The following is a 12,904-nucleotide window of genomic DNA, read 5'->3' as shown; positions in this document are numbered from 1 at the left end:
CGTACTACTGCAGCGCGCTCAACAATGCGGTCACGCGCTGCTTCTCGGTGACCGGGTTGGGCATCGGGGCCCGCACCGCGGCCAGTGCGCCATCGATCTGCTTATCGAGGGTGTGCCATGCGTTTTGGTCGATCGGCTTGAGTTTGGACTCGTCGTCATCCCATGCGGTTTCCAGGTCCTTGATCCGGGCCTTGGCGCCGGCCTGATCGCCGGCCTGCAACTTCGACAGCGTGTCCTGCGTGATGGATCGGAATTTGGCGACCTCGACCGCCGGGAAGGCCGAGGCTGGCTGCCCGGGCTGCGCGGGGGCGGTGATCGTGGAAGTGGTGGCCGAGTCCGATTCCTCGTCGGTTTCAGCGCCGCCTTCGTGGCCATGGCTGCTCCAGAGCAACAGTGCGCCGGTGGCGACCGCCGCCGCGGTGTAGTAGCCCAGCATCATCCGCTCCCGCGTCGGGGTGGTGGTGACAGTCGTTGCGCGGGTTGGGCTTTCGTCGTCGATGATGTCGCTGCGGCTGACCGTCAGATAGCCGACCGTGGCCAGGATCGCGGCCAGGAAGATCGCGCTGGTGACCGCGGTCCCCCACCCCAGACCGTGATTGGCCGGCGAGGAGGCCAGCCAGTCGCCGAGGTTGGCGCCCAGCGGGCGGGTCAGGATGTAGGCCAGCCAGAAGGACAGCACCGGGTTGGCGCCCATCCGCCAGCCGAGCGCTATCGAGGCGATCAGCGCGGCCGGCAGCAGCACCGAGGTGCCCGGCCCCCAGCCGGTGAGCTGCAGCGTCCAGTCGCCGACGGCAGTACCCAGGGCGAAGGTCACCAGCACCGCCAGCCAATAGAACAGCTCACGCGGCGTCGTGACGATGCTGTGGATCGACAGCGTGCGCTCCCGCGCATACCAAACACCGAAAACGACCGCCAATATCGCCGCGAACACCGCCGTGCTGACCGCCAGCGGCACGTGCAGCTTGTCGGTCAGCAGGTCGGTGTAGAGCGTGCCCGTGATGCTCAGCACCACAACCGCCAGCCAGTAAGCGATCGGCAGATAGCGGTCGAGGATCAACTGGAAACTCAAGACGATGCCCAGGGCGACGGTGAAGATCAGCGCCGTCACGTTCAGGCCTAGGCCGACCGTGGTGCTGATCCAGTCGGCGAAACTCTCGCCGACGGTGGTGCACAGGATCTTGATGATCCAGAACCACACGGTGACCTCAGGGACCTTGCTGAGCATCCGGCGGGGTGTGCGGAGGGTGAGGGAACGCAGCATCTGGCTCATGGCGCCCGAAGGTACAGAGGGGTCGCTGAGTTAACGCTTAGGAATTGCCAGCCGCAAAACTGGTCGGGGTGGCGGGATTTGAACCCACGGCCTCTTCGTCCCGAACGAAGCGCGCTACCAAGCTGCGCCACACCCCGCTTGAAGCCACGACAGCCTATCGCACCGGCCCGCCGACTGCCCAAACCGCTGGCAGCGGGCCCCCCCGAAAGCTAAGTCCAGCTGCAGTTGCGTTCGAATTCGACCAGCGCCATGGCCGGGCCGGTGAGATCGAGCCCCTGCGCGGCGACCCATTCGTCGCTGAAATACGTATCGGCGTAGCGTTCGCCGCTGTCGGCGATCAGCGTCACCACCGAGCCGCTGCGGCCCGCGGCGACCATCTCGGCCAGCAGCCCGAACGCACCCCACAGGTTGGTCCCCGTCGACGGCCCCACCCGGCGCCCCAGCACGGCGCTGACGTGACGGGCGGCGGCGATCGACCCGGCGTCGGGCACGGCGATCATGCGGTCCACCACGTCGGGCAGAAAGGACGGCTCGACCCGCGGCCGCCCGATCCCCTCGATCCGCGACGACGTCTCCATCACGAGGTCGTAGCGCTGTTCGGCATAGGCGGGAAAGAACGCGGAATTCTCCGGGTCGACGACGCACAGCCCGGTGGCATGCCGGCGGTAGCGCAGGTAGCGCCCGATCGTCGCGCTGGTTCCGCCGGCGCCCGCGCCGACGACGATCCACTCCGGGATCGGGTACTTCTCGTCGCGCATCTGCGCGAAGATCGACTCGGCGATGTTGTTGTTGCCGCGCCAGTCGGTGGCCCGCTCGGCGTGGGTGAACTGGTCCATGTAGTGGCCGCCGGTCTCCCGCGCGACGCGTTGCGCCTCGGCGTACACCTCGCTGGAGTTCTGCACGAAATGGCAACGGCCGCCTTGTGATTCGATCAACGCCACCTTGGAGGGGCTGGTTTTCTCCGTCATCACGGCTACGAACGGCAGGCCCAGCAGCGACGCGAAGTACGCCTCGGAGATCGCCGTGGATCCCGACGAGGCCTCGACGACCGTGGTGCCCTCGCCGATCCAGCCGTTGCACAGCGCGTACAGAAACAACGAGCGCGCCAGCCGGTGCTTGAGGCTGCCGGTGATATGCGTCGATTCGTCCTTGAGGTACAGCGCGATGTCGACGTCGGTGCCCCAGGCCGACGGCAGCGGGTAGCGCAACAGGTGGGTGTCGGCGCTGCGGCGGGCATCGGCCTCGATCAGCCGGATCGCGTTGTCTGTCCAGCCGCGGGACACACTGTGGACCGCGATCTGGGTCCGGTCGTTCAACGCAGCGATGCCGCGGGCTGCGAGCGGCCCAAGTTGCTGCTGGAATCGCGCCCACCCATCGGGGCGGCGATCAACGTCAGCAGGGTCGCTTCGGGACGGCAGCAGAACCGCACCGGCGCGAACGGAGAGGTCCCCAGTCCCGCGGACACATGCAGCTGCATGTTGGCGCCCCAGCGCGACGGCCCCTTGGCCCGGGTGCGGTCCAGGCCGCAGTTGGTCACCAGGGCGCCGTAGAACGGCAGGCACAGCTGCCCGCCGTGGGTGTGTCCGGCCATCACCAGCTGGTAGCCGTCGGCCGCGAAGCGATCCAGCACCCGCGGCTCGGGGGAGTGCACCAGGCCCAGCCGCAGATTCGCCGCCGGGCTGGCCGGGCCCGCGATCGTCTCGTAGCGGTCGCGATCGATGTGCGGGTCGTCTACGCCGGCCGCGGCCAGATGCAGGCCGGCCACTTCGAACTCGCGGCGCGTGTGGGTGAGGTCAAGCCAGCCGCGCTCGGTGAACGCCGCCCGCAGGTCCTGCCAGGGCAGCGGTTCGCCCTTGATCCGGTGGGACGGGTTGGTCAGGTAGTTCAGCGGGTTCTTCAGCCGTGGCCCGAAGTAGTCGTTGCTGCCGAAGACGAAGACACCCGGGCGCGACAGCAGGTCGCCCAGCGCTTGGATCACCGCGGGGACCGCTTTGGGGTGGGCCAGGTTATCGCCGGTGTTGACCACCAGGTCGGGCTCCCAGCCGGACAGCTCGCGCAGCCACGCCTGCTTGCGGCGCTGGTTGGGCAGCATGTGCAGGTCGCTGATATGCAGTACGCGCAGCGGCGTGGAACCCGGCGACAAGACGGGCATGGTTATCTCGCGCAGGACGAAGGCGTTGCGTTCGACGACCGCGGCGTAACCGATGCCGGCGACCGTCGAACCGAGCGCGACGGCGCCGGTACGGATCAGAGCGGGCAAAACATCAGCCATGCACGCAGCCTACTGCCGGTTGCGGCCTCAGGAGCGTCTTGCGCGGCTACGGAGGCGGCTGTCCGGGCGGTGGTGGCGGCGGTGCCAGCAGCGGAATGGTGATCGGTGGCAGACCGGGGATCTCCACGACCTGCGAGCCGATCGGCAGCGGCGCCCCGTCCGGCGGCGGAGGCGGCGCCGGCGGGATGCCGTTACTGACCTGAATGGTGACGACCGAGCCGGGGATCGTGTTGCCCGACGGCGACGTCCCGACCACTTCGCCCAACTTCGCGGTGCTGTTGACCGAATTGGTCTGGTCGGCGACCTGGAAGCCGGCCTCTTTGAGGCGCGAGCGCGCGGCGTCGACGTCCATGCCGGCCACGCTCGGCACCCGCGACCCGGGCGAGCCCTCGACGTAGCGCGGATCTGTCGGCGGCAACTTGATGTCGCCGAAGCTCAGCGCGATCGGCTTCATCGCGGTGAACCAGGTTCGCGCGGGCTCGTTACCGCCGTAAAGGTCGCCCTCGCCGCAGTGGCGCAACGGCGCCGAGCACAGATCCGTCGGCGAGGTGGAGTCGTCGTAGATGTAGTTGGCCGCGGCGTAGCGGCTGGTGAACCCGACGAACCCGGAGGAGCGGTGCGCCTCGGTGGTGCCGGTCTTACCCGACACCGGCAGGTCCCAGCCCGCGGCGCCGGCCGAACCGGCCGCGGTACCGCCGCCGGTCGCGTCCTTGCTCATCGCGTTGGCCAGGGTGTTGGCCAGCCCTTCGGGCACCACCTGGTCGCACGTCTGGGTGGTCACGGCTACTTCATTGCCGTTGCGGTCGATCAGCTTGTCGATCGGGTTGGGCGGGCACCACACCCCGCCCGACGCCAGCGTGGCGGCGACGTTGGACAGCTCCAGGGCGTTCACCTCGATCGGGCCGAGGGTGAACGACCCGATGTTCTGCCGCTTGACGAAATCGGCCAGGCTTTCGTTGCTGTCGGGGTTGTAGTCACGGGCCGTGCCGGGGTCGGCGTAGGACCGCAGCCCCAGCTTGACCGCCATGTCGACCGTGCGCGTCACCCCCACCTGCGAGATCAGCTTGGCGAACGCGGTGTTGGGCGAGGTGGCCAGCGCCTCGGTGACGTTCATCGAGCCCCGGTAGTTACCGGCGTTGACCACACACCAGGTGTCCTTGGGACAGCCCTTGGCGCCACCGCTGCCCAGGCCCTTCTGCTGGAACCGCGGCGGCACGTCGAGGGTGGCGTTGATGCCCATGCCCATGTCCAGCGCGGCGGCGGTGGTGAAGATCTTGAACACCGATCCCGCGCCGTCGCCGACGAGCGAGAACGGCTGCGGGCGCATCGTCTGCCCGGCGTCGACGTCGAGGCCGTAGGTGCGGTTGCTGGCCATGGCCATCACCTTGTGCGAATCCTTACCGGGCCTGATCACGCTCATCACGCTTGAGATGCCGGGCAGGGTCGGGCTGGCGAACTTGTCGATGGCGCTCTTGACCGGGATCTGCACGTCGGGATCGAGCGTCGTGCGGATCAGATAGCCGCCCCTGGCCACCTGTTCCTTGCTGATGCCGGCGCGCGACAGGTACTCCTGGACGTAGTCACAGAAGAAGGCACGGTCGCCGGCGGCGATGCAACCGCGCGGCAGCTCGTTGGGCTGCGGCAAGATGCCCAGCGGCGTCGCCTTGGCGGCGCGCAGCGCGTCGGTCTCCTGCGGAAGGTTCTCGATCATCGTGTCGAGCACCAGGTTCCGCCGGGCCAGTGCACCGTCGGGGTTGGTGTAGGGATTCAGCGTGCTGGTCGACTGCACCATGCCGGCCAGCAGCGCCGCCTGCTGCCAGTTCAGATCCGACGCGTTGATCCCGAAGTAGGTCTGCGCCGCGTCCTGCACCCCGAACGAGCCGTTACCGAAGGAGACCAGGTTCAGGTAGCGGGTCAGGATCTCCGGCTTGGTGAACGTCTTGTCGAGCGTGAGCGCCATCCGGATCTCGCGCAGCTTGCGGGCCGGGGTGGTTTCGACGGCAGCGCGCTTTTCGGCGTCCGTCTTCGCGGTCACCAATAGTTGGTAGTTCTTGATGTACTGCTGCTCGATCGTCGAACCCCCTCGGGTGTCGACGTCGCCGGACGCATAGCCCGCCAGCCCGGTCAGCGTGCCCTTCCAGTCCACCCCGTTGTGTTCGGCGAATCGCTTGTCCTCGATCGAGACGATCGCCAGCTTCATCGTGTTGGCGATCTTGTCGGTGGGCACCTCGAACCGGCGTTGCTCGTACAGCCAGGCGATGGTGTTGCCCTTCGCGTCCACCATCGTCGAAACGGCGGGCACCTGTCCCTCGAGCAGCTGGGCTGAGCCGTTGGCGACCACTTCGGAGGCCCGGTTGGACATCAGTCCCAGCCCGCCGGCCATCGGGAACAACAGCGCCGTGGTTACCACACCTGCCAGCAGACAGCAGCCAGCCAGCTTAAGAATCGTGAGAGCTGCCGGGGGGCGGTCTGACATGCGTACTACAGTAACCGCCGTTTGTCGCGTGACGCGCCGCCGATCCGCACAGCGGATCCAGAAGGTGTGACCTGCAGCTTTGCTGTCAATCGGGATGCGATGTTCTCGATCGCGTTACATATCAGCTACCCAAAACGGGTACCCAATCTCATGATCCCGCCTACGCTCAACGACAAGACGGCACGCCCGTCCCAAAAAAAGCGTTATCAGACTGTTGCGCAATTGACTGCTGACCACCTAACTTATACAGACGGTGAGATTCAGGTAACACCGATCAGCACAGTGTGGTGTAGATCGCAACAATGATCTGCTACCCGAGGAGGGCGGTCGTAATGCGACCGGGAGGAAGGGAACAGCTCGTGTCAGGAACACGACCGGCAGCACGCCGAACCAACATTGCAGCGGCGCAGGGGGTGCTTCGCAGTGTTGATGCTGAAGAACGAATTGCCTGGGTTTCTCAAGCACTATGCCGGACCACTGACCCCGACGAACTGTTTGTTCGGGGGGCCGCCCAGCGTAAAGCCGCGGTGATTTGCCGGCACTGCCCGGTGATGCAGGAATGCGGCGCCGACGCACTGGACAACAAGGTCGAGTTCGGCGTCTGGGGTGGCATGACCGAACGGCAGCGGCGGGCGCTGCTCAAGCAGCACCCCGAGGTCGTTTCGTGGTCCGATTTTTTCGACAAGCGCCGGAACCGCGGCGTCAGCTGACGCGTGGAGCGCGGGTGCGCCGCAGCGTCGCGGCGCACTAGTAGTTCGAAACTTATTATTACAAAACCGTTACAGCGTCCCTCGGGTTTAGCGCATGTGCAATAGCGACCCTAGCGCGAACTAGCTTGTGCCAGATGGCAATTCGCCGTTTCAACTGGGTCTGACTCCAATCGTCGTCACCCGCTCCAATGTTTGGCGGCCGCTCAGCGGCTTATTGAACCGGCCGTATCGCAGCCCTGTGCAGGACAGATCCGCCCTAAACGAGCGTTCCTTTGTGTCAGCGATCCGCCGCGCGGGCCGCATCGTCACCGGCAGGGTTCGGATTCGCCGGTTCTTCAGCGCCCCGCCGCGCGGGCCGCATCGTCACCGACGGCGGTGATCTGATCGGCGAGCGCACGCAGGGCCTCCAGGTCCGACACGTCGAACGGCAGCGACGGAACGCCCACGACCGGCACGTTGGGGTTGGCCCCGGTGAATCGGGACAGCAGCCGGATCTCCCGTTTGGCGGTCTGGCCCCGGTCGGCGTGAATCCGCAATACCGCCGTGCCCAGCGATGCCGCGTCGGGGTTCGCATCCGACTTCAGCGACTCGATCCCGTCTATGGCCCGCTCCACCGGCAGTGCGCACAACAGGGGATGGGTGCGGTTCAAGATCAGGCCCGCCAGCGGCATGCTCTCTTGCGATAGCCGGTCGACGAAGAACGACGCCTCACGCAGCGCGTCGGGTTCGGCCGCCGACACCACCACGAACTGGGTGCCGCGCCGCTTCAGCAGCGCGTAGGTGCGGTCCGCCTTCTCGCGAAAGCCGCCGAAGGTGGCATCCAGAGACTGCACGAAGGCGGCCGCGTCGCCCAGCATCTGCGAACCGAGCACGGTCGAGAGTGCCTTCATCGCCAAACCCATTGCGCCGGTGACCAATTTGCCGATGCCGCGACCCGGCGCGAGCAGCAGCCGCCACAGTCGGCTGTCCATGAAGCTGCCCAGGCGTTTCGGCGCGTCCAGGAAGTCGAGTGCATTGCGAGACGGGGGAGTGTCCACCACCACCAGGTCCCAGCGGTCCTCGCCCAGTAGCTGGCCGAGCTTCTCCATCGCCATGTACTCCTGCGTGCCGGCCAGAGAGGTGGCGACCGTCTGGTAGAACTGGTTGTCCAAAATCGTTTGCGCCCGAGCGTCTCCGGAGTACTGGATCACCATTTCGTCGAACGTGCGGCGCATGTCGAGCATCATCGCGTGCAGCTCGCCGGTCACCTCGGGTGCCAGCGGCACCCGCTGTGGTGTATTGCCGAGGTCGTTGACGCCCAACGCCTGCGCCAGCCGTTTGGCCGGGTCGATCGTCAAAACGCATACAGTGCGGCCATATTCGGCAGCACGTAAAGCCATCGCCGCCGCGGTGGTCGTCTTGCCCACACCGCCTGCACCGCAGCAGACGACGACGCGGTTCGCGCGGTCGGCCAGAATTTCAGCCATGTCAAGGGTTTTCGGTGTAGTAGTCATCGAACTCCCTGCTGTGCAAGTGATTCCGACAGTTCGTACAAGCTGCCGAGGTCGACACCGTCGGAGATCGCGGGCAACTCCAACCGCGGCACTTTCAAAGCATCGAGCTGCTGTGCGGTCTCGGCCCGTGCCGTGATCCGGCTCGCGTGCTGAATGGTTTCTGTCAGTAAGCCGGCAAAGTCGTTGTCGCCCAGCTCGATTCCTGCCGTCTTCAACCCGGCGCGCACCGCGTCGGCGTCGATGTCGCCCTCGGCGGCCTTGGCCAGGTCGCGCGGCTCCAGGTATGCCGGAATATTGCGGTTCACGATCACGCTGCCGATCGGCAGTTGCATCTCGGCAAGCTCCTCGATGGCTTCCATCGTCTCCTGCACCGGCAGCGCTTCGAGCAGCGTGACCAGGTGGATGGCGGTCGCATCGGAGTGCAGCAGCTTGACCACGCCCTCGCTTTGCGAGTGCACCGGGCCGCCCTTGGCCAGATCGGACACCGCTTTGGTGACGTCGAGAAAGCGCGCGATGCGCCCGGTCGGTGGTGCGTCGACGACGATCGCGTCGTATACCGGCAGTTTGTTCTTGTCCCTGCGGACGACCGTCTCCTTGATCTTGCCGGTGAGCAGCACGTCGCGCAGGCCGGGCGCGATCGTCGTCGCGAACTCGATCGCACCGATCCGGCGCATCGCCCGTCCGGCGATCCCGAGGTTGTAGAACATGTCGAGGTATTCCAGGAACGCGGCCTCGATGTCGATCGCCAGGGCGTTGACCTGACCGCCGCGCTCGGCGGTGGCGATCTTCACCTCCTGGTAGGGCAGCGGCGGGACGTCGAAGAGTTGCGCAATCCCTTGGCGACCCTCCACTTCGACGAGCAGGACTTTGCGTCCGCCGGCCGCCAGGGTGAGCGCCAGCGCGGCCGCGATCGTCGATTTGCCCGTCCCGCCTTTGCCGGTGACGAAGTGCAAGCGGGCCTTCGACAGTCGCGCCGGCCAGCCGACGGCAGCGTTGCCGCTAGAAGTGGTTGCCACCATCGCATGCTAGCCCGAGCTCTGCGCGGCCCCGGCAAATCGGGTAGCCACACCGGATCGCGGTCCACCGGGCTGACCCGTGGGGTTCACGCCCGACCGATAAGCTCGCGTCATGAGCCAACCGACCCCGTGGGAATACGCCACGGTTCCGCTGCTGACGCACGCCACCAAACAGATCCTCGACCAATGGGGTGCCGACGGCTGGGAGCTGGTCGCGGTGCTGCCCGGGCCGACCGGTGAGCAACACGTCGCCTATCTGAAGCGCCCCAAGTAAAGAGGACAGCGGCAGATGACTGCTTCGGCCCGGCTTGAGCAGCTCGGCGTCGTGCTTCCGGACCTGGTTGCGCCGCTGGCCTCCTACGTTCCCGCGGTGCGCACCGGCAACCTCGTCTACACCTCGGGTCAGCTGCCGATCGTGGCGGGAACGTTGGTGGGCACCGGCAAGGTGGGCGCCGACGTCAACCCCGATGACGCCAAGGCGATGGCGCGGCTGTGTGCGCTCAACGCTTTGGCGGCGGTGAATTCCATGGTGGGTATCGACGCGGTGACCCGGGTGGTCAAGGTCGTCGGATTCGTCGCCTCGGCGCCCGGCTTCAACGGTCAGCCCGGCGTCGTCAACGGGGCCTCGGAACTGCTCGGTGAGGTGTTCGGCGACCAAGGTGCGCATGCACGTTCGGCGGTGGGCGTATCCGAGCTACCGCTGGATGCGCCGGTCGAAGTCGAGCTGATCGTGGAGGTCGGCTAACGGCCGTGACCGAGACAGTTGAGCCGCTGACTCATCCCGCATACGGCAGTTTGCGGGCGGTCACCGACACTGCCTCGGTCCTGCTGGCCGAGAACCCGGGCCTGCTGACGCTGGAGGGCACCAACACCTGGGTGTTGCGCGGACCCCGCAGCGACGAGCTGGTCATCGTGGACCCGGGACCCGACGACAACGAGCACATCGCCCGGATCGCATCGCTCGGGCGCATCGCCCTGGTCCTGATCAGCCACCGGCACAGCGATCACACCGACGCCATCGACAAGTTGGTCGAGCTCACCGGCGCGACCGTGCGCTCGGCGGGCAGCGGATTCCTGCGTGGCCTCGGCGGCGAGCTGGTCGACGGCGAGATCATCGACGCCGCCAACCTGAAGATCAAGGTGATGGCCACGCCGGGGCATACCGCGGACTCGTTGTCGTTTCTGCTCGACGACGCGGTGCTGACCGCCGACAGCGTGCTCGGCCGCGGCACCACCGTCATCGACAGCGAAGACGGCAGCCTCGCCGACTACCTGGAGTCGCTGCGGCGGCTGCGCGGTCTGGGCCGTCGCACGGTGTTGCCCGGCCACGGCCCCGACCTGGCCGACTTGGAATCCGTCACCACCGGATACCTGACGCACCGTCATGAGCGCCTCGAACAGGTGCGCGCGGCGCTGCGGGACCTCGGCGGCGAAGCGACCGCCCGCGAAATCGTCGAGTACGTCTATGTCGACGTCGACGAGAAGCTGTGGGACGCCGCCGAGTGGTCCGTGCAAGCGCAACTGGACTATCTGCGCCGAGAGTGAAGTCGACGAACGGTCGCTCAGTCCGCCGAGTCTGCGGTGCTGGCGCCGAGACTGCGCTCAGAGTGTGCCCATCGGTCAAATCGTCGCGTTGGACGCAGCCTCGATGAATTGACGACTAACGCGCGCGGCGGGCCAGTCTCTCGGAGTCCGAGATCAGCACGCTCTTACCCTCGAGCCGGATCCACCCACGGTGGGCGAAATCGGCGAGGGCCTTGTTGACGGTTTCCCGGGAAGCCCCCACCAGCTGGGCGATCTCCTCTTGGGTCAGGTCGTGGGTAACCCGCATCGCGCCACCCTCCTGAGTGCCGAAACGCTGGGCGAGCTGCAGCAGCTGCTTGGCCACCCGGCCGGGCACGTCGGTGAAGATGAGGTCGGCGAGGTTGTTGTTGGTGCGACGCAACCGCCGGGCGAGCACCCGCAGCAATTGCTCGGCGATTTCGGGCCGGTCGGCGATCCACGCGCGCAGCGCATCGCGGTCCATCGAAACCGCGCGCACCTCGGTGATCGTCGTGGCGCTCGACGTCCGGGGACCCGGGTCGAAGATCGACAGTTCGCCGAACATGTCCGACGGGCCCATGATCGTCAGCAGATTCTCCCGGCCATCGGGTGACCGGCGACCGATCTTGACCTTTCCCGAGACGATGATGTACAGCCGATCGCCTGGTTCCCCTTCCGCGAAAACGGTGTGTCCACGCGGGAAGTCGACGGGTTGTAATTGCTTGGTCAGTGCGGTGACTGCGCCGGGTTCAACCCCTTGGAAGATTCCTGCCCTTGCCAGGATCTCGTCCACTTTGACCTTCAGCTTTCCAACGAAGTGATATGGGTACCTACCTAGCTCGGGTTACGAGTCTAGAGGTAGGCCAACGTGCCAACGCTACACACGATTGACGTGTCTAGTCGCCTCATATTGCGGATTTCCGCCTGAATGCGCGTGTATTCGCATCGGCAAAGCGCGCGCGGGGGGATCGGTGAACGCGGTGGCGAGCAGCGATTCGGCGCGATGGCGACCGCTGGGCGGCGGGGACAGCGCGAGTTGCTGGGCCTGGCGTCGATGCAGATATTCCAGCGCTTCGGGCATGCCTTCTCGGGCCAGCGTGTGCATATCCATGGCCTGCGCCTGTTCGAGAAACTCGTCGACGTCGGTCGACGTGATCGACTCCCGGCCGAGCTCCTTTTCGAGCCGCCCCAGGCCGAGCGCAGCGAGCATCAGCAGCCCCGGCACGCACGCCACCAGCAACCATGACACAAGGAGAGTAAACATGGCCAAGGTCTCAGGGAGATTACGAAATCAGTACTCTGTCGTAGGTGACAGTGGCACGGCCGTCCGGGCGTTCGAAAACCACCGCGGCTTCCCCTGATTCCAAGCCCGATTCCGCCCTTGCCCGGCGTTGGGCCTCGGAAACCCGAGTCGGTTTGGTGCGTCGCGCGCGCAGGATGAATCGCGCACTGGCACAAGCATTTCCGGACGCACATTGCGAGCTGGATTTCAGATCGCCGCTGGAACTGGTGGTGGCCACCATTCTTTCGGCGCAGAGCACCGACAAACGGGTGAACCTCACGACGCCGGCTTTGTTCGCCAGATATAAGTCGGCACTGGATTATGCGAAAGCCGATCGCGATGAGCTGGAAAACCTCATCCGTCCCACTGGCTTCTTCCGCAACAAGGCGAGCTCGCTGATCGGGCTGGGTCAGGCCCTGGTCGAGAAGTTCGACGGCGAGGTGCCCTCGACGATGGAGGAGTTGGTGACTCTGCCCGGGGTCGGGCGCAAGACGGCCAATGTCGTCTTGGGGAACGCCTTCGACATCCCCGGGATCACCGTCGACACCCACTTTCAGCGGCTGGTGGCCAGATGGCGTTGGACCGAGGAAAAGGACCCGGTCAAAATCGAGCACGCGGTCGGCGAACTGGTCGAACGCAAGGAATGGACCCTGCTGAGCCACCGCGTGATCTTCCACGGCCGCCGGGTGTGCCACGCACGCAAGCCGGCCTGCGGGGTCTGCGTGCTCGCCAAAGACTGCCCGTCGTTCGGGCTCGGCCCCACCGAACCGGCGCTGGCCGCGCCCCTGGTGCAAGGCCCCGAAGCCGAACACCTGCTGTCGCTGGTCGGGCTGTAACACGGCC

The 12,904-nt window shown here is 66.2% G+C and carries 13 protein-coding genes and 1 tRNA gene; 5 read left to right on the top strand and 9 right to left on the bottom strand.

The features are described 5' to 3' along the window. Positions 1-4: 4 nt before the first annotated feature. The 5 genes from MAAFP003_RS25535 to ponA2 all read right to left on the bottom strand — a co-directional run bounded on the left by MAAFP003_RS25535 (position 5) and on the right by ponA2 (position 6,018). Positions 5-1,270, bottom strand: coding sequence for a COG4705 family protein (locus tag MAAFP003_RS25535; protein WP_096290400.1), 1,266 nt, complete (start codon positions 1,268-1,270; stop codon positions 5-7). A 60-nt stretch (positions 1,271-1,330) separates the two neighbouring features. Further along, positions 1,331-1,407: transfer RNA gene (locus MAAFP003_RS25530), tRNA-Pro, on the bottom strand. Between the two features lie 72 nt (positions 1,408-1,479). Further along, positions 1,480-2,586, bottom strand: coding sequence for an L-cysteine desulfhydrase Cds1 (cds1, locus tag MAAFP003_RS25525; RefSeq protein ID WP_207768611.1), 1,107 nt, complete (start codon positions 2,584-2,586; stop codon positions 1,480-1,482). After that, positions 2,583-3,542: a metallophosphoesterase gene (locus MAAFP003_RS25520; protein ID WP_096290399.1), complete on the bottom strand. Its 960-nt coding sequence runs from the start codon at positions 3,540-3,542 to the stop codon at positions 2,583-2,585. Before MAAFP003_RS25520 ends, cds1 begins: the two co-directional genes overlap by 4 nt. Positions 3,543-3,588: 46 nt before the next feature. Then, complete coding sequence (gene ponA2 / locus MAAFP003_RS25515) at positions 3,589-6,018, bottom strand: transglycosylase/D,D-transpeptidase PonA2 (protein WP_096290398.1); 2,430 nt, start codon at positions 6,016-6,018, stop codon at positions 3,589-3,591. 359 nt (positions 6,019-6,377) lie between these two features. Between ponA2 and MAAFP003_RS25510 the strand changes: the two genes are divergently transcribed. Then, complete coding sequence (locus MAAFP003_RS25510; RefSeq protein ID WP_025736346.1) at positions 6,378-6,728, top strand: WhiB family transcriptional regulator; 351 nt, start codon at positions 6,378-6,380, stop codon at positions 6,726-6,728. A 335-nt stretch (positions 6,729-7,063) separates the two neighbouring features. Here the strand turns inward: MAAFP003_RS25510 and bagB are convergent, their stop codons facing one another. Together bagB and bagA are read right to left on the bottom strand one after the other, a co-directional pair. Further along, entirely contained in the window at positions 7,064-8,221 is a 1,158-nt protein-coding gene (gene bagB / locus MAAFP003_RS25505) for an ATPase BagB (RefSeq protein ID WP_096290397.1), read from the bottom strand. Continuing rightward, complete coding sequence (gene bagA / locus MAAFP003_RS25500) at positions 8,218-9,240, bottom strand: ATPase BagA (RefSeq protein WP_096290396.1); 1,023 nt, start codon at positions 9,238-9,240, stop codon at positions 8,218-8,220. Before bagA ends, bagB begins: the two co-directional genes overlap by 4 nt. 109 nt (positions 9,241-9,349) lie before the next feature. Here bagA and sp36 point away from each other — a divergent pair, with 109 nt between their 5' ends. From sp36 to MAAFP003_RS25485, 3 genes are read left to right on the top strand one after another with little or no spacing between them, the layout of a single operon-like run. Next, on the top strand, positions 9,350-9,511 hold the full coding sequence (gene sp36 / locus MAAFP003_RS25495; protein ID WP_090607515.1) for a Sp36 family protein: 162 nt from the start codon (positions 9,350-9,352) through the stop codon (positions 9,509-9,511). Between the two features lie 15 nt (positions 9,512-9,526). Then, positions 9,527-9,982 carry a RidA family protein gene (locus MAAFP003_RS25490; RefSeq protein ID WP_096290395.1) on the top strand — a complete coding sequence of 152 codons (456 nt, stop codon included), beginning with the start codon at positions 9,527-9,529 and terminating at the stop codon, positions 9,980-9,982. 5 nt (positions 9,983-9,987) lie between these two features. Beyond that, positions 9,988-10,782, top strand: a complete 795-nt coding sequence (locus tag MAAFP003_RS25485) for an MBL fold metallo-hydrolase (RefSeq protein WP_096290394.1) — start codon at positions 9,988-9,990, stop codon at positions 10,780-10,782. 115 nt (positions 10,783-10,897) lie between these two features. On the opposite strand, the gene crp is transcribed toward MAAFP003_RS25485, so the two are convergent. Then, positions 10,898-11,572 carry a cAMP-activated global transcriptional regulator CRP gene (gene crp, locus MAAFP003_RS25480; protein ID WP_036465140.1) on the bottom strand — a complete coding sequence of 225 codons (675 nt, stop codon included), beginning with the start codon at positions 11,570-11,572 and terminating at the stop codon, positions 10,898-10,900. Positions 11,573-11,656: 84 nt separating this feature from the next. After that, positions 11,657-12,043 carry a hypothetical protein gene (locus tag MAAFP003_RS25475; protein ID WP_096290393.1) on the bottom strand — a complete coding sequence of 129 codons (387 nt, stop codon included), beginning with the start codon at positions 12,041-12,043 and terminating at the stop codon, positions 11,657-11,659. A gap of 173 nt (positions 12,044-12,216) precedes the next feature. Here MAAFP003_RS25475 and nth point away from each other — a divergent pair, with 173 nt between their 5' ends. After that, complete coding sequence (gene nth / locus MAAFP003_RS25470) at positions 12,217-12,897, top strand: endonuclease III (protein WP_096290392.1); 681 nt, start codon at positions 12,217-12,219, stop codon at positions 12,895-12,897. Positions 12,898-12,904 lie beyond the last annotated feature (7 nt).

The organism is Mycobacterium ahvazicum (assembly GCF_900176255.2).
In the GTDB taxonomy this organism is placed as follows: Bacteria; Actinomycetota; Actinomycetes; order Mycobacteriales; family Mycobacteriaceae; genus Mycobacterium; species Mycobacterium ahvazicum.
This window is presented reverse-complemented; position numbering and strand designations above follow the sequence as displayed.

What these genes read in the sequence shown, in the direction of transcription:
- bagA (WP_096290396.1), bottom strand. Translation starts at nt 9,240, where the DNA reads ATGGTGGCAACCACTTCTAGCGGCAACGCTGCCGTCGGCTGGCCGGCG.
- nth (WP_096290392.1), top strand. Translation starts at nt 12,217, where the DNA reads ATGAATCGCGCACTGGCACAAGCATTTCCGGACGCACATTGCGAGCTG.
- ponA2 (WP_096290398.1), bottom strand. Translation starts at nt 6,018, where the DNA reads ATGTCAGACCGCCCCCCGGCAGCTCTCACGATTCTTAAGCTGGCTGGC.
- MAAFP003_RS25535 (WP_096290400.1), bottom strand. Translation starts at nt 1,270, where the DNA reads ATGAGCCAGATGCTGCGTTCCCTCACCCTCCGCACACCCCGCCGGATG.
- MAAFP003_RS25490 (WP_096290395.1), top strand. Translation starts at nt 9,527, where the DNA reads ATGACTGCTTCGGCCCGGCTTGAGCAGCTCGGCGTCGTGCTTCCGGAC.
- bagB (WP_096290397.1), bottom strand. Translation starts at nt 8,221, where the DNA reads ATGACTACTACACCGAAAACCCTTGACATGGCTGAAATTCTGGCCGAC.
- MAAFP003_RS25520 (WP_096290399.1), bottom strand. Translation starts at nt 3,542, where the DNA reads ATGGCTGATGTTTTGCCCGCTCTGATCCGTACCGGCGCCGTCGCGCTC.
- MAAFP003_RS25475 (WP_096290393.1), bottom strand. Translation starts at nt 12,043, where the DNA reads ATGTTTACTCTCCTTGTGTCATGGTTGCTGGTGGCGTGCGTGCCGGGG.
- sp36 (WP_090607515.1), top strand. Translation starts at nt 9,350, where the DNA reads ATGAGCCAACCGACCCCGTGGGAATACGCCACGGTTCCGCTGCTGACG.